Source organism: Micromonospora sp. MA102 (genome assembly GCF_025460765.1).
GTDB lineage: Bacteria > Actinomycetota > Actinomycetes > Mycobacteriales > Micromonosporaceae > Micromonospora > Micromonospora halotolerans.
On sequence record NZ_JAMWEG010000008.1, the window covers coordinates 163,848 to 178,558 of the forward strand.

Consider the following 14,711-nt stretch of genomic DNA (forward strand, 5'->3'; position numbering starts at 1 on the left):
TGCGGGTCAGGCGGCGGGCCAGTCCTGGGAGGCCAGACGCGGCGAGGCCGCCCCGGGTGGGGCGGCCTCGAGCCAGGAGAGGAATCCGGTGACCGTGGACCGTGCCATCGCGATCTCGACCGGGGCGTGGTCGCTGGTGCAGCGCACGATCACCCAGTCGGCGGGCATGGAGAGCCGCTCCTGGCCCTCGGGCAGCCGGCGCCGCTCCACCGCGAGGGTCTTACGGGAGAGCACCCGCTTGGGGCGCAGGGCGAAGCTGAACATGCGGTACCAGCGGAGCTCGTCGCCGACGAAACGGCCGAAGCCGGGTGACCAGCCCCGGCCGTCGAGCATCGTGGACACCCGGACGCTGAGCCGGATGATGCCTCCGCTGCGGGTGAACAGGGCCCGCCGGATGAAGAGGATCAGAAGCGCCGCGAGAATGACCGCGACGCCGATTCCGATCCCTTCCACGATCTCCATCGGCGGGTCGGCTCAGCGGGCCGGAGTAGCCGGGGTGGCGCTCTCGGCGAGGACGGTCACGCCCTCACCGGACACCGACAGGAACCCGCCCGCCACGTCGTACGCGAGCTGCTCGCCGCCGGCCTGCTTGATGCGTACCTGGCTGGGCTCCGCGAGCTGGCCGAGCAGGGGCGCGTGCCCCGGCAGCACACCCAGCTCACCCTCGGTCGTGCGGGCGACGACCATTTCGGCCTCGCCGGACCAGACCTTCTCCTCGACGGCTACGAGCTCGACGTGAAGCTGCTGTGCCACGCTGTCTCCTTGCTGCGGCGGCGGATTGCCGAAAGTCTAGTCGCGCCCCCGGAGCCCACCCAACGCGGGTGGCGAGAGCTGCGCCACGGTCACGCCAACCGGCCCCGGCACCCGCCGGAGCCCGTTGGCGCTCACGCTACTTGCTCTTCTGCACGAAGTCCGGGTGCTCCAGCAGGAACGCGTCGACCTGCTCGTTGCGCAGGGCCGCGAAGAAGTCCTCGGCGGGCGGCAGCAGGCGCTCACCCTGGTAGCCCCGGCTCGTCTCGACCGGGCCGCCGGGCAGCTTGATCGTCTCGATCGAGTCGGCCCGGATGCCCTTGAGGGCGAGGGCGAAGTCGACCACGCCGTTGCCCCGGCCGTTGAAGACCAGCGACTGGCCGGCCGCGCGGAGCACCCGGTCCAGCTTCACCGGGTTGGCCACCACGTCGGCGCTGAACGCCTGGCTGACCATCGCCTTGACGAACTGCTGCTGGTGCCGCTGCCGGCCGTAGTCGGCGTCCGGCACGCCGTTCTTCGGGTAGCGCTGCCGGACGTAGTCCAGCGCCTGCCAGCCCTTGAGGTGGGCGTTGCCCTTCTTGTAGACGGCCTGCGGGCCGAGGTAGCCCCCACCGCCCGCCTTGAGCTGGCGCGGCGTGCCGTCCGGCTGCATGTGCTCGGACTTGACCTCGCGCTCGATGGTCATGTCGACGCCGCCCATGGCGTCCACGATCTTCTTGAAGCCGGTGAAGTTGATGATCGCCCCGGCGTCGAAGCGCTCGATCCCGGTGACCTGCTGCACCGTCGTGGCGAGCAGCTCGAAGCCCTGGGCGGCGCTCGGGTTCCGCCCGGGCACCGCGCTGCCGTGGGACATGGCGGCGTTGATCCGGTCGGTGCCGCCGTCGTATTCGGCCTTGCTGAATTCGGGGATCTCCACCCTCAGGTCGCGCGGGAGTGAGAAGAGGTAACCCCGGTCCATGCCGGCCGGCACGTGCAGGATCATGATCGAGTCGGCGAGCGGGCGGGCCTTCGCGTTGCGGGGGTCGATGCCCACCAGCAGGATGTTCAACGGGCCCTTGATGTCGCTCTTCTTCTCCTTGGCCCCGGCCGCCTGGTCACCGAAGAGGTCGCCCTTGCCGACCGCGCCCTCGTATCGGGCGACCAGCGCGTGGTAGCCCACCAGCACGGAGCCGCTGAGCACCATCATGACGACGCCGAGGATGGTGCAGACCCGGGCCCACCGCGGCACGCCACGCCACCGGGCCCGCTTGCCGCGGTCCGTGCCGCCCTTACCCACGAGCATCTCCCATCGTCACGCCCACGACTGGTAGACGGGCGGGCGGATCCGTTTCGTTGCAGGGATCAACGCCCATGATGTGAACGTCGTGTCACGAACGGTACCGCGCGGTATGGGGAACCGCCCGCCCGCGAACCGGGCAGCTGGTGACGAGGGGCCCTCAACAGGCGGAGGCCGCCCCGACACATGTCGGGGCGGCCTCCGTGGAGTGTGAGCGGGCTCTCAGCCCTCCATCAGCTCCTTGGCCTTCTTCTCCAGGTCCTCGAGACCGCCGCACATGAAGAACGCCTGCTCGGGGAAGTGGTCGTACTCGCCCTCGCTGATCTTCTTGAACGCCTCGATGGTCTCCTTGATCGGAACCGTCGAGCCCGGCACGCCGGTGAACTGCTCGGCGGCATAGGTGTTCTGCGACAGGAAGCGCTCGATCCGGCGGGCCCGGCCCACCGTGACCTTGTCCTCCTCGGAGAGCTCCTCGATGCCGAGGATGGCGATGATGTCCTGCAGGTCCTTGTAGCGCTGCAGGATCCGCTTCACCTCGGTGGCGACCTGGAAGTGCTCCTGGCCGACGAACTCCGGGGCGAGGATCCGGGACGAGGACGCCAGCGGGTCCACGGCCGGGTAGATGCCCTTGTCGGAGATCGACCGCTCCAGGTTGGTGGTCGCGTCGAGGTGGGCGAACGTGGTGGCCGGCGCCGGGTCGGTGTAGTCGTCGGCGGGCACGTAGATCGCCTGCATCGAGGTGATGGCCTGGCCCCGGACGGAGGTGATCCGCTCCTGGAGCTCGCCCATCTCGTCGGCCAGGGTCGGCTGATAACCCACGGCGCTCGGCATGCGGCCGAGCAGCGTGGAGACCTCGGAACCGGCCTGGGTGAAGCGGAAGATGTTGTCGATGAAGAGCAGCACCTCCTGCTTCTTCACGTCGCGGAAGTACTCCGCCATCGTGAGCGCGGAGAGAGCGACCCGCAGCCGGGTGCCCGGCGGCTCGTCCATCTGGCCGTAGACCAGCGCGGTCTTGTCGATGACGCCGGACTCGGTCATCTCGGCGATGAGGTCGTTGCCCTCACGGGTGCGCTCACCCACGCCGGCGAAGACCGAGGTACCACCGAAGTTCCGGGCGACACGGGTGATCATCTCCTGGATGAGCACCGTCTTGCCCACGCCCGCGCCGCCGAACAGACCGATCTTGCCGCCCTTGACGTACGGGGCGAGCAGGTCGATCACCTTGATGCCGGTCTCCAGCATCTCGGTCTTCGGCTCCAGGTCCGCGAAGGCCGGGGCCTTGCGGTGGATGCCCCAGTGGTCGTCCGGCGTGAGCGTCTCACCCTCGGTGAGGTTCAGGACCTCGCCGATCGCGTTGAACACGTGGCCCTTGACCGCGTCGCCCACCGGCACGGTGATCGGCGAGCCGGTGTCCCGGACCTCGGAGCCGCGGACCAGGCCGTCGGTCGGCTGCATCGAGATGGCGCGGACCATGTTGTCACCCAGGTGCTGGGCGACCTCGAGGGTCAGCGTCTTCTGGCCGCCGGAGAGCGTCACGTCCACGTGCAGGGCGTTGAACAGGGCCGGCATGGCGTCGCGCGGGAACTCGGCGTCGACGACCGGGCCGATGACCCGGACCACGCGACCCGTGGCCGTCTTGGTCTCTACTGGGGCAGTCATCACACTTCACTTCCCGACGCGGCCAGCGCGTTCGCGCCGCCGACGATCTCGCTGATCTCCTGGGTGATCCCGGCCTGGCGGGCCGTGTTCATCTCACGCGTGTACTTCTCGATCATCTCTTCGGCGTTGTCGGTGGCGCTCTTCATCGCACGCCGCCGGGCCGCCGACTCGCTGGCCGCCGACTCGATCAACGCCGCGTAGATCCGCGTGTTGATGTACTTCGGCAGCAGCGCGTCGAGCAGCGCCTCGGCCTCCGGCTCGAACTCGTACGCCGGCAGCAGGCCCTCGGACCGCGGCCGGTCCTCGACCTGCATCGGGCCGATGATCTTCGCGACCGGCGTCTGGGTCATCAGGGACTTGAACTCGGTGTAGACGATGTGCAGCTCGTCGATCCCGAGCACCCCGTCCGCCCCGGCGTTGCCCTCCGCGTCGTCCGCGCCGGCCGTGAACGCCTTGATCAGCGTCTCGCCCACCTCGCGGGCGTCGGAGAAGCCCGGCTGCTCGGAGAAGCCCGTCCAGCTCGCCGCGATGTCCCGGTTGCGGAACCGGTAGTACGTCACGCCCTTGCGGCCGATGACGTAGAGCACCGGCTCCTTGCCGTCGGCCTGCAGCCGGGCGATCAGCGACTCGGCGGTCCGGATCGCGTTGGTGCTGTAACCACCGGCCAGGCCACGGTCGGCCGTGACGAGCAGGACGCCGGCCCGCCGCACCCGCTCGCGCGGGGTGAGCAGCGGGTGGTCGATCCGCGCGTTCGAGGCCAGCGCCGTGAGCACGCCGGTGATGGCCCTGGCGTACGGAAGCGAAGCCTCCACCCGGGCCTGGGCCTTGGCGATGCGGCTCGTCGCGACGAGCTCCATCGCCTTGGTGATCTTCTTCATCGACTTCGCCGAGCGGATCCGTTGACGAAGAACGCGAACCTGCGCGGCCATCGTCAGCTCTCAGCCGGGCGGTCGGTCGAGCCGTCGCGGAAGCGGGTCACCGTCTCGCGGTTCTCCTCGCCCTCGAGCGGCGCGGCCGGGGCCTCGTTGAGCCGGGTCTCGTCCTCCTTGCCCAGGAAGACCTTCTTGAACTCGGTGATGGCCGAGTCCAGCGAGCCGATGATGTCGTCGTCCCACTTGTTGTCGGCGATCCCGGCCAGGACACCCTCGTGCTTGTGCCGGAGGTACTGGAGGAACTCCGACTCGAAGCGCCGGACCTCGCCCACCGGGATGTCGTCCAGCTTGCCCTCGACGCCGGCCCAGACCGAGACGACCTCCTCCTGCACCGGGTACGGCGAGTAGTTCGGCTGCTTGAGCAGCTCGACCAGGCGGGACCCGCGGTCCAGCTGGGCCCGGGAGGCCCGGTCCAGGTCGGAGGCGAAGGCGGCGAACGCCTCCAGCTCGCGGTACTGGGCCAGGTTGAGCCGCAGCGAGCCGGCAACCTTCCGCATCGGCTTCACCTGCGCGGCGCCACCGACCCGGGAGACCGAGGTGCCGACGTTGATGGCCGGCCGGACGCCCTGGTTGAACAGGTCGGTCTCGAGGAAGATCTGGCCGTCGGTGATGGAGATGACGTTGGTCGGGATGAAGGCCGAGATGTCGTTCGCCTTCGTCTCGATGATCGGCAGACCGGTCATCGAGCCGCCGCCCAGCTCGTCGGAGAGCTTCGCGCAGCGCTCCAGCAGCCGGGAGTGCAGGTAGAAGACGTCACCCGGGTAGGCCTCGCGGCCCGGCGGGCGGCGCAGCAGCAGCGACACGGCCCGGTACGCCTCGGCCTGCTTGCTCAGGTCGTCGAAGACGATCAGGACGTGCTTGCCGCCGTACATCCAGTGCTGCCCGATGGACGAGCCGGTGTACGGGGCGATGTACTTGAAGCCGGCCGGGTCGGACGCCGGGGAAGCCACGATGGTGGTGTACTCCATCGCGCCCGCCTCTTCCAGCTGGCCCTTGATCGAGGCGATCGTGGAGGCCTTCTGGCCGATGGCGACGTAGATGCAGCGGACCTGCTTCTTCGGGTCGCCGGAGCGCCAGTTCTCCCGCTGGTTGAGGATGGCGTCCAGGGCGACCGTGGTCTTGCCGGTCTTCCGGTCACCGATGATCAGCTGCCGCTGGCCCCGGCCGATCGGCGTCATGGCGTCGATCGCCTTGATGCCGGTCTGCAGCGGCTCGAAGACCGACTGCCGCGACATCACGTTCGGAGCCTGGAGCTCCAGCTCGCGGTAGCCCTCGTCGGCGATGTCGCCGAGGCCGTCGATCGGCTGGCCGAGCGCGTTGACCACCCGGCCGAGGAACGCGTCGCCGACCGGCACGGAGAGCACCCGGTCGGTGCGCTTGACCCGCTGCCCCTCCTCCAGCTTGGCGGAGTCACCGAGAACGACGACACCGATCTCCCGGACGTCGAGGTTCAGCGCCACGCCGAGCGTGCCGTCCTCGAACTCCAGGAGCTCGTTGGTCTTCGTCGAGGGCAGCCCCTCGACGTGGGCGATGCCGTCACCGGTGTCGGCGACGGTGCCGACCTCCTCGCGGGAGACGTCGGCCGTGTAGGAGGAGACGTAGCGCTCCAGGGCGCCGCGGATCTCCTCCGTCGAGATGGTCAGCTCGGCCATCCTCTGCTTCCTTAAGTATCAGGGGCCCGGGATACCTAGTACCGACCGGTCCGATGGCATCGAATCAGGGCTGCTCAGTCGCTGATCAGCGCTTCGCGAGCGCGTTGCGGGTCTCGTTCAGGCGGCGCAGGACGGTGCCGTCGTACAGGTCGGAACCGACCCGGACACTCACCCCGCCGAGCACGTCGGGGTTCACCGTCTGCTTGACGGACACCTCCCGACCGTACATCTCCGAGAGGCGGGCACCCAGGCGTCGCTCCTCCGCGTCATCCAGCGGAGCCGCCACGGTCACGTACGCGACCTGGCGGTCCCGCCGGTCGGCGGCCAGCTCGACCAGCCGGGTGAGCGCTCCGGTGAAGGAGCGTCCCCCGAAGCCGGCGAGCGCGGCCCCGACGAGGTAACCGGTGATCGGCCGGGCCTTGCCGGCGAGCAGCTGGTCGGCCAGGGTGGCCCGCTGCGCGGCCGGGGCCATCTGGTCGGAGAGCACGTTGGACAAATCCGGGGAGCCGGAGACGACCTGCCCGAAACGGAACAGCTCGTCCTCGACCTCGCCCAGCTCGCCGGCCTTGTCGGCGCTCGCCAGGAGCGCCTCGACACCCAGCCGCTCGACGCCGTCGAGCAGTTCCGACGGAGCCGACCAGCGGCCGGAGACCAGCGAGGCGAGCAGGTCGAGCGAGTCGGCGCCGATCTTGCCGCGGAGCATCTCGCCGAGCAGGCCGGCCCGATCCGACCCGGACCGGGCCGGGTCGGAGAGCGCCCGGCGCAGCCGCGGCTCGCGCCGCAGCAGGGCGGCGACGGAGAGGATGTCGTCGGCGGTGGTGGACACCGCCGACGGCTCCGCGCCGCGGGCGTACTCGTCGAGGCGGTCCGCCGCGACCTTGTACGACTCCCGGCTGGCGGCCTGCATCAGCGGGCCCCCGTGCTCTCGAGACCGCTCAGGAACCGGTCGACGGTGCCCTTGCGACGTGCCTCGTCGACGAGCGATTCACCGACGATCTTGCTGGCCAGGTCGACCGCGATGGTGCCCACCTCGGTGCGCAGCTCGCGCACGATGGTGGCCCGCTCCGCGGCGAGCTGCTCCTTGCCGGCCGCGATGATCCGGTCGGACTCCTCGCGCGCCTTGGCGAGGATGTCCTGGCGGATGCCCTCGGCGTCGGCCCGGGCGTCGTCGCGGATCTTGGCGGCGTCGGTACGCGCCTCCGCGAGCTGGGCCCGGTACTGCTCGAGCAGCTGGTTGGCCTCGGCCTGGGCGGCCTCGGCGCGCTTGATGCCGCCCTCGATCGCGTCGACCCGGGCCTGGAACGTCTGCTCCATGCGCGGGAAGACGAACTTCATCAGCACGAAGCAGAGCACGATGAAGGCGATGCCACCGACCACGATCTCTTCCCAGGCGGGAATGATCGGGTTGTGGGCCGCTTCACCACCCTCAGCGGCGAGGAAGTACATGGGAAACCTCCCGGTCAGAGGGGGCGGATCAGGCGGCGGTGCCGGCCCAGATGAAGCCGAAGGCGATGCCCAGCAGGGCCAGCGCCTCGATGACGGCGAAGCCGATCCAGACGTACGGGAGGGTCATCCGGGACGACTCCGGCTGGCGGGCCGTCGACTGGATGTAGGCCGAGAAGACCAGGCCCACGCCGATGCCCGGGCCGATGGCGGCCAGGCCGTAACCGATGGCAGCGGTGCTGCCCGTTACCTCGGCAAGGATGCTCATTGCGGTTCCTCCTGGTTATCACGCGTGACGGTCACGCGGGACGACAACGGTTGGTGCGAAAGAGTGGATCAGTGTTCTTCGGCGAGCGCGCCCTGCACGTAGCTGGCGGTCAGCACCGTGAAGACGTACGCCTGCAGACAGATCACCAGGAACTCGAGGAAGGTCAGCGCGATCGTCATCACCCAGGACAGCACCGAGACCGGCGCCAGCCAGGCGTTGGCGCTGATCATGGCGAAGCCGCCGAGGGTGAAGACCAGCAGGAGCATGTGGCCGGCGAACATGTTGGCGAAGAGACGAACGGCCAGCGAGAACGGCCGGACCAGGAACGTCGAGAAGAACTCGATCGGGATCAGCAGCGGCAGGATGTACCAGGGCGCCGGCGGGATCAGAGAGTTCTTGAAGTACTTGACGAAGCCGTGGTGCCGGATGCCAATCCAGTTGAACATCACGTAGCTGATCACGGCCAGGAAGGCCGGGAACGCGATGTGCGAGTTCGGCGAGATCTGGAAGAACGGAATGATCGCGAACGCGTTGGTCAGCAGGATGAAGCAGAAGAGCGTGGTGAAGTACGGCGCGAACCGCACCCCGGCGTGCCCGATCATGTCGACCGCGATGTTGTTCCGCACGAAGCCGTAGATCGACTCGGCGAACCACTGCTTCTTCGTCGGCACCAGCTTCGGGTTCCGGTAGCTGGCCAGGAAGAAGATGATCAGCACGCCGACGGCGAGCCAGACCATGGCCGTGATCTTGGTGAACCAGTAGTTGTCGTGCGCACCCCAGGGCAGGATGCTGGGCAGGTAGAAGTCCTCCACGCTGGGTGGGAATTCCGCCTGGCCCGCTGCCAGGACGTTCGCCTGTCCGAACACCGCGTCCCTTCCTAAGTAGGCGTGCCGAGTCGGCGGACGACCAGGACGATTCCCCCGGCCATGCCGAGCACGACGCCGATCCCGGTGGCGATGCCGCCGAGGTCGAGCCACTGGTCGACCAGCCAGCCGATGAAGCCCCACACGAGCATGCCTCCGATGAGGTAGCTGAGCGCGGTCCAACCCTGGCCGGCACCGGACGGAACGTCCTCCGGGCCGCCAGCGCTGGGGGGTTTCTGGTCACCGGCCATGACGGGGCGAACGATATCAGTCGAGCCGAAGAGGCTGTGCCTCACCCCCCGCACAACCTGGTTGTGTGGGACACGGGTGGGCGAAGTCGTCTGGAGGGCACGCTACTCCCCTCCCGCCACTGAGAGAATGACCGATCGCGGACAGCACGGCGTGCCGTCCGGAGAATGGGACGGATCAGCGTGGCGACCGGCGCGAGTGCACAGTGGCCAGCCACCAGATGTGCACCCCGGTCCAGACCACGACGCCCGCGGCGATGCCCAGGGCGAACGGGACCAGCCCCGGCCAGCCCGTCGACGCGACAAGCACCATCACACCGCCGAGCAGCGTCATCTTGGCGATGTAGACGCCCAGCCCGAACGGCAGCACGAGCTGCGGATCCCGGGCGTCGGCCCAGGCCAGCACCACCGTGGTGAGCGTGTAGCTGACCGCCGTGACGGCCACCCCGGCGGCCGCACCGAGCGCGCCGTCCGCGCCACGGGCCAGCCCGCCGGCCACCGCCGCCACGGCGGCCATCAGCACCGAGGCGACCACCAGCACCGGCAGGTGGCGCAGTCGCCACCCCCGGTCCGCCACCGCCTCCGCCGCGCGCGTCCCCGGCTCAGCCACGGGGGTACGCCGGGAAGGCCCCGACCAGCTCGGTCACGTCGCCGGCGATCCGGCCCAGCTCGTCGGCGCCCCCGGCCGACTCCGGGTCGGTGCGCACCGCCCGCGCGATCAGCGTGGCGATCCGGCGCATCTCCCCCTCGCGCATGCCCTGGGTGGTGACGCTCGGCGTGCCGACCCGGATGCCGGAGGCGACCATCGGCTTCTGCGGGTCGTACGGGATGGCGTTCTTGTTCAGGGTGATGCCGGCGGCGTCGCAGCGCGCCTCGGCCGCCGCCCCGGTCACCCCGGTGTCGCGCAGGTCGATCAGGGCCAGGTGGGTGTCGGTGCCGCCGGAGACCGGCCGCATGTCCTCGGCGGCCAGCCCGTCGACGAGCGCCTGGGCGTTGCTGACCACCTGCGAGGCGTACGCCCGGAACTCCGGCTGGGCGGCCTCGCGCAGGGCGACCGCCTTGGCGGCGACCGCGTGCATCAGCGGACCGCCCTGGGTGAACGGGAAGACGGCCTTGTCGATCCGGGCGGCCAGCGACTCCCGGCAGAGGATCATGCCGCCGCGCGGGCCGCGCAGCACCTTGTGCGTGGTGCAGGTGACCACGTCGGCGTGCGGGACCGGGGACGGGATCGCCCGGCCGGCGACCAGCCCGATGAAGTGCGCCGCGTCCACCATCAGGTAGGCCTCGACCTCGTCGGCGATCTCCCGGAACCGGGCGAAGTCGATGAGCCGCGGGTACGCCGTCGCGCCGCAGATGATGAGCTTCGGCCGGTGGGCCAGGGCCAGGTCGCGGACCTCGTCGTAGTCGATCAGCTCGGTGTCCCGCCGGACGGTGTAGCCGACCGGGTGGAACCACTTCCCGGAGAAGTTCACCCGGCTGCCGTGGGTGAGGTGCCCGCCGTGCGGCAGGTCCATGGCCAGCACGGTGTCGCCCGGCTGCACCAGGGCGGCGTACGCGGCCAGGTTGGCGCTCGCGCCGGAGTGCGGCTGGAGGTTGGCGTGCTCGGCGCCGAACAGCTCCTTCGCCCGGGCGATGCCGAGCTCCTCGGCGCGGTCCACCTCGGCGCAGCCGCCGTAGTAGCGCCGGCCCGGGTAGCCCTCGGCGTACTTGTTGGTCAGCGTGGAGCCGAGGGCGGCCAGCACCGCGGGCGAGGTGAGGTTCTCGCTGGCGATCAGTTGCAGCCCGCCGCGCAGCCGCGCCAGCTCCCCCAGCACCACCTCGGCGATCTCCGGATCGACGGTGCTGAGCTGCTGGAAGTCCGGCCCCCAGAAGGTGTTCCTCGCGTTCTCCACAGCGAAGGAGTCTACGGAGCCGCAGACTGGAAGCCGTGAGATGCCTCGTCACCGGCGCCACGGGTTACATCGGTGGCCGCCTCGCGCCCCGGCTGCTGGCCGACGGGCACACCGTCCGCTGCCTGGCCCGCAAGGCCGGGCGGCTGCGCGACGTGCCGTGGGCGTCCCGGGCGGAGATCGCCGAGGGGGACCTGCGCCGACCGGAGACGCTGTCGGCCGCGTTCGAGGGCGTGGACGTCGCGTACTACCTGGTCCACTCGCTCGGCCAGCGCGGCTTCGAGGCGGCCGACCGGGAGGCCGCGGTCAACTTCGCCGCCGCGGCCCGCGCCGCGGGCGTACGCCGGATCGTCTATCTGGGCGGGCCGGAGCCGGCGCCGGACCAGGAGGTCCCGTCGCCGCACCTGCGGTCCCGGGCGGAGGTCGGCCGGATCCTCCTGGACAGCGGGGTGCCGACGGCCGTGCTGCGGGCCGCGGTGATCATCGGTTCCGGCTCGGCCTCGTTCGAGATGCTGCGGCACCTGACCGAGCGGCTGCCGGCGATGGTCACCCCGCGCTGGGTGCGCAACCGGATCCAGCCGATCGCCGTCCGCGACGTGCTGCGCTACCTGGTCGGCTGCGCCGACCTGCCGCCCGACGTGAACCGGGGGTTCGACATCGGCGGCCCGGAGGTGCTCACCTTCCAGCAGATGATGCAGCGGTACGCGCGGGTCGCCGGGCTGCGCCGACGGGTCATCCTGCCGGTGCGGCCGCTGACCCCCTCGCTCTCCTCGCACTGGGTCGGCTGGGTGACCCCGGTGCCGAACTCGATCGCCCGGCCGCTGGTGGAGAGCCTGGTCCACGAGGCCGTCGCCCACGAGCACGACATCGCCCGGTACGTGCCCGACCCGCCCGGTGGGCTGACCGGCTTCGACGAGGCGGTGGCCCTGGCGCTGTCGAAGGTCCGCGACGGCCAGGTCGAGACCCGGTGGTCGACCGCGAGCGGGCCGGACGCACCGGCCGAGCCGCTGCCCAGCGATCCGCAGTGGTCCGGCGGGACGGCGTACACCGATGTGCGGGAACGGATGGTGGGCGCCCCGGCGGCGGCCCTGTGGCGGGTCGTCGAGGGGGTCGGCGGCGAGCACGGCTGGTACTCGTTCCCACTGGCCTGGTCGGTGCGGGGCTGGCTGGACCGGCTCATCGGCGGGGTGGGGCTGCGCCGGGGCCGGCGCGACCCGCACCACCTCCAGGTCGGCGAGGCGCTGGACTTCTGGCGGGTCGAGGAGATCGTCCCCGGTGAGCTGCTGCGGCTGCGCGCCGAGATGCGGCTGCCCGGCCGCGCCTGGCTGGAGATGCGGGTCGAGCCGGCCGGCGACGGCAGCAGCCGGTACGTCCAGCGCGCCGTCTTCCTCCCCCACGGCCTTCCCGGCCACCTCTACTGGGCCTCGGTCGCCCCGTTCCACGCCGTCGTCTTCGGCGGCATGGCCCGCAACATCGCCCGCGGCGCCGAGCGGCCCGGCCCCCGCTGACTGTCAGTTGCCCGTGCGCGGGCTGGTCTGCTCGAAGGCCACCGTCTGGCTCGGCGGGACGAAGTCCAGGACGGGCTGGTCGCGCAACGCCCACGCGAGGAGGCGGCCCACGGCCTCGATCTGGCGGACCTGGACCCCGCCGCCCACGGCGTCCCGGGGGTTGTCCGGGTTCGCGGCGATCGTGGCCACGGAGAGCTGGGGCGTGAAGGCGACCACGGTCTCGGTGGCGTTCCGCTCGGAACTGCCGGTCTTGCCGGCCAGCGGCCGGCGCAGCCCGGGCTGGAGCTCCTCGGCGGTGCCGCCGTCGCAGCGGCGGTACATCGACTGGTCACCGACCGGGCAGCGGGCCGCGTCCGCCGCCGCCCGGGCCACCTCGGTGTCGAGCACCTGCCGGCAGTCCGGGTCGCCGGCGGCCACCTTCCGGCCGGTCGGGTCGCTGATCGAGGTGATCGGGGTGGGCCGGCACCAGGTGCCCTCGGCGGCCACCGTGGCGTACGCGTTGGCCAGGTCGAGCGGGGTGGTGGAGGAGACCCCGAGGGTGAACGGCCCCCAGTTCTTCGCGCCGTCCCGGGCCAGCTTGGCGTCCTCCGGCGAGCGGAACACGATGCCCAGCCGCTCGGCCATCTCCACCACCCGGTCCGCGCCGACCCGCTCGGTCAGCCAGGCGAAGTAGGTGTTCACCGAGCGGCCGAACGCGTCCCACATGGTGCGGTCGCCGTCCATCCACACCGGGTTGGCGTTCTCCGGGCACCAGTGGCCGGCGCAGCTCGCCGGGCCACCATCGATCGGGTATTTGGTGACGAAGACGCTGGGGGCGTCGAACTCGGTGCTCAGCGGCAGACCGGACTCCAGGGCGGCCAGGAGGGCGAAGAGCTTGAAGGTCGAGCCGGCCTGGTAGCCCTCGATGCCCGCGCCGCCGGCGACCAGCTGGTTGACCGTGTTCGGGTAGTTCTGCCCGGCCGTCGGGTTCGGGGCCACGCTGTAGGCACGGTTCACCGCCATGGCCAGCACCCGGCCGGTGCCCGGCTGCACCACCGCGGTCGGCGCGGCCCGCTGGTTGGTGTTCGGATAGATCCGCTGCACCTGCTCGGTGGCCTTGGCCTGCACGTCCGCGTCGAGCGAGGTGACGATCGACCAGCCGCCCCGGCGCAGCGTGCGCTGCCGCTCGTCGGCGGTCTTGCCGAAGGCGGGCTGGGCGTTCCACCACTGGGTGAACCAGTCGCAGAAGAAGCCCCAGTCGTTGTGCGCGGCGGGCACCGCGGTGCAGTCGTTGGGGGTGGCGCTGGGCTTGAGGCTGAGCTGCTCGCCCTTGGCCCGGGCGGCGTCCGCCTCGGTCACCTGGCCGGTCTCGACCATCCGGTCCAGCACGTACGTCCGGCGGCCCAGCGCCGAGTCGGCGTCGCCGTTGATCGGGTCGTCGGTGTCGGGTGACCGGACCAGACCGGCGAGCAGCGCCGACTGGGCCAGGGTGAGCTTGTCGGGCGTGGTGGAGAAGTAGCGCTTGCTGGCCGCCGCGATGCCGTACGCGCCGGCGCCGAAGTAGGCGATGTTCAGGTAGCGCCCGAGGATCTCGTCCTTGCTGATCCGGCGTTCCAGGGCCAGCGCGTACCGCATCTCGCGGATCTTGCGACCGACGGTGATCTCGGTGGCCCTGGCCCGCTGCTCCTCGGTGAGCCGGGGGTCACCGGCCAGCGCGTTGCGCACGTACTGCATGGTCAGCGTGGACGCGCCCTGCCGGGTGCCCTCCCGCCGGTTGGCCGTGAAGGCCCGCGCCACGCCGCGCACGTCGACCCCGTGGTGCTGGTAGAACCGGACGTCCTCGGCGGCCACGATGGCCTGCCGCATCACCGGCGCCACCTCCCCGATCGGCACGTCCACGCGGTCCTCGGTGTAGAACGAGGTGATCAGCGTGCGGCCGTCGCTGGCGTAGAGGTTGGAACGCTGGGCCGGCTGCGGCGATTTCAACGACTCCGGCAGCGCGGCGTAGGGCATGAGGTTCTTGAAGCCGAGCCCGAAGACCAGCGCGGCCGGCAGCGCGGCGGCGGCCAGGGCCAGCCCGGCGAGTACGCCGGCGAGCAGGACGGTGAACAGCTTGTCGAGATGGGCCCGGTTCATCAGCTCTCCCCGCAGGAGCCGGCCGTACGGACCCGTTCAGAATGACCGGAATCGGCGGTTTCACCGCCATCTTCAGCGAAATGCGCAGGAAGTTCGCGAGGAAGGATG

The 14,711-nt window shown here is 70.8% G+C and carries 15 protein-coding genes; 1 reads left to right on the plus strand and 14 read right to left on the minus strand.

Annotated elements, in window-relative coordinates:
* Positions 1–6: 6 nt before the first annotated feature.
* From NFX44_RS18130 to glyA, 13 genes are all read right to left on the minus strand, one after another.
* Positions 7–462, minus strand: a complete 456-nt coding sequence (locus tag NFX44_RS18130) for a DUF2550 domain-containing protein (RefSeq protein WP_262284738.1) — start codon at positions 460–462, stop codon at positions 7–9.
* Positions 463–474: 12 nt separating this feature from the next.
* Positions 475–753, minus strand: a complete 279-nt coding sequence (locus NFX44_RS18135; RefSeq protein ID WP_091318756.1) for a F0F1 ATP synthase subunit epsilon — start codon at positions 751–753, stop codon at positions 475–477.
* A gap of 136 nt (positions 754–889) precedes the next feature.
* Entirely contained in the window at positions 890–2,032 is a 1,143-nt protein-coding gene (locus tag NFX44_RS18140) for an LCP family protein (RefSeq protein ID WP_262284739.1), read from the minus strand.
* A gap of 216 nt (positions 2,033–2,248) precedes the next feature.
* The gene (atpD, locus tag NFX44_RS18145) at positions 2,249–3,685 is read right to left on the minus strand and encodes a F0F1 ATP synthase subunit beta (RefSeq protein WP_262284740.1); all 1,437 of its coding nucleotides are present in this window, start codon (positions 3,683–3,685) and stop codon (positions 2,249–2,251) included.
* Positions 3,685–4,614, minus strand: a complete 930-nt coding sequence (locus NFX44_RS18150) for a F0F1 ATP synthase subunit gamma (RefSeq protein ID WP_262284741.1) — start codon at positions 4,612–4,614, stop codon at positions 3,685–3,687. Before NFX44_RS18150 ends, atpD begins: the two co-directional genes overlap by 1 nt.
* Before the next feature lie 2 nt (positions 4,615–4,616).
* Entirely contained in the window at positions 4,617–6,269 is a 1,653-nt protein-coding gene (gene atpA / locus NFX44_RS18155) for a F0F1 ATP synthase subunit alpha (RefSeq protein WP_262284742.1), read from the minus strand.
* Between the two features lie 85 nt (positions 6,270–6,354).
* Positions 6,355–7,176 (minus strand): F0F1 ATP synthase subunit delta, encoded by an 822-nt coding sequence (locus NFX44_RS18160; protein WP_262284743.1) that lies wholly within the window; start codon positions 7,174–7,176, stop codon positions 6,355–6,357.
* Entirely contained in the window at positions 7,176–7,715 is a 540-nt protein-coding gene (locus NFX44_RS18165) for a F0F1 ATP synthase subunit B (RefSeq protein WP_262284744.1), read from the minus strand. The genes NFX44_RS18160 and NFX44_RS18165 overlap by 1 nt, the downstream gene beginning before the upstream one ends.
* Before the next feature lie 28 nt (positions 7,716–7,743).
* Positions 7,744–7,980 (minus strand): F0F1 ATP synthase subunit C, encoded by a 237-nt coding sequence (locus NFX44_RS18170; protein WP_151461930.1) that lies wholly within the window; start codon positions 7,978–7,980, stop codon positions 7,744–7,746.
* A gap of 68 nt (positions 7,981–8,048) precedes the next feature.
* The gene (atpB, locus tag NFX44_RS18175) at positions 8,049–8,846 is read right to left on the minus strand and encodes a F0F1 ATP synthase subunit A (RefSeq protein ID WP_107075721.1); all 798 of its coding nucleotides are present in this window, start codon (positions 8,844–8,846) and stop codon (positions 8,049–8,051) included.
* A gap of 11 nt (positions 8,847–8,857) precedes the next feature.
* Positions 8,858–9,094 carry an AtpZ/AtpI family protein gene (locus NFX44_RS18180; protein ID WP_262284745.1) on the minus strand — a complete coding sequence of 79 codons (237 nt, stop codon included), beginning with the start codon at positions 9,092–9,094 and terminating at the stop codon, positions 8,858–8,860.
* Positions 9,095–9,269: 175 nt separating this feature from the next.
* Positions 9,270–9,701, minus strand: a complete 432-nt coding sequence (locus tag NFX44_RS18185; protein ID WP_262284746.1) for a hypothetical protein — start codon at positions 9,699–9,701, stop codon at positions 9,270–9,272.
* Positions 9,694–10,983 (minus strand): serine hydroxymethyltransferase, encoded by a 1,290-nt coding sequence (gene glyA, locus NFX44_RS18190; protein WP_262284747.1) that lies wholly within the window; start codon positions 10,981–10,983, stop codon positions 9,694–9,696. The genes NFX44_RS18185 and glyA overlap by 8 nt, the downstream gene beginning before the upstream one ends.
* A 35-nt stretch (positions 10,984–11,018) precedes the next feature.
* Here glyA and NFX44_RS18195 point away from each other — a divergent pair, with 35 nt between their 5' ends.
* The gene (locus tag NFX44_RS18195; protein ID WP_262284748.1) at positions 11,019–12,488 is read left to right on the plus strand and encodes an SDR family oxidoreductase; all 1,470 of its coding nucleotides are present in this window, start codon (positions 11,019–11,021) and stop codon (positions 12,486–12,488) included.
* A gap of 3 nt (positions 12,489–12,491) precedes the next feature.
* On the opposite strand, the gene NFX44_RS18200 is transcribed toward NFX44_RS18195, so the two are convergent.
* The gene (locus NFX44_RS18200) at positions 12,492–14,603 is read right to left on the minus strand and encodes a transglycosylase domain-containing protein (RefSeq protein WP_262284749.1); all 2,112 of its coding nucleotides are present in this window, start codon (positions 14,601–14,603) and stop codon (positions 12,492–12,494) included.
* Positions 14,604–14,711: the final 108 nt, after the last annotated feature.

Bases quoted from the DNA above. Each gene is read 5' to 3' on its own strand.
- atpD (WP_262284740.1), bottom strand. From the start codon at position 3,685: ATGACTGCCCCAGTAGAGACCAAGACGGCCACGGGTCGCGTGGTCCGG.
- NFX44_RS18165 (WP_262284744.1), bottom strand. From the start codon at position 7,715: ATGTACTTCCTCGCCGCTGAGGGTGGTGAAGCGGCCCACAACCCGATC.
- NFX44_RS18170 (WP_151461930.1), bottom strand. From the start codon at position 7,980: ATGAGCATCCTTGCCGAGGTAACGGGCAGCACCGCTGCCATCGGTTAC.
- NFX44_RS18150 (WP_262284741.1), bottom strand. From the start codon at position 4,614: ATGGCCGCGCAGGTTCGCGTTCTTCGTCAACGGATCCGCTCGGCGAAG.
- atpA (WP_262284742.1), bottom strand. From the start codon at position 6,269: ATGGCCGAGCTGACCATCTCGACGGAGGAGATCCGCGGCGCCCTGGAG.
- NFX44_RS18180 (WP_262284745.1), bottom strand. From the start codon at position 9,094: ATGGCCGGTGACCAGAAACCCCCCAGCGCTGGCGGCCCGGAGGACGTT.
- NFX44_RS18200 (WP_262284749.1), bottom strand. From the start codon at position 14,603: ATGAACCGGGCCCATCTCGACAAGCTGTTCACCGTCCTGCTCGCCGGC.
- NFX44_RS18160 (WP_262284743.1), bottom strand. From the start codon at position 7,176: ATGCAGGCCGCCAGCCGGGAGTCGTACAAGGTCGCGGCGGACCGCCTC.
- NFX44_RS18140 (WP_262284739.1), bottom strand. From the start codon at position 2,032: ATGCTCGTGGGTAAGGGCGGCACGGACCGCGGCAAGCGGGCCCGGTGG.
- NFX44_RS18130 (WP_262284738.1), bottom strand. From the start codon at position 462: ATGGAGATCGTGGAAGGGATCGGAATCGGCGTCGCGGTCATTCTCGCG.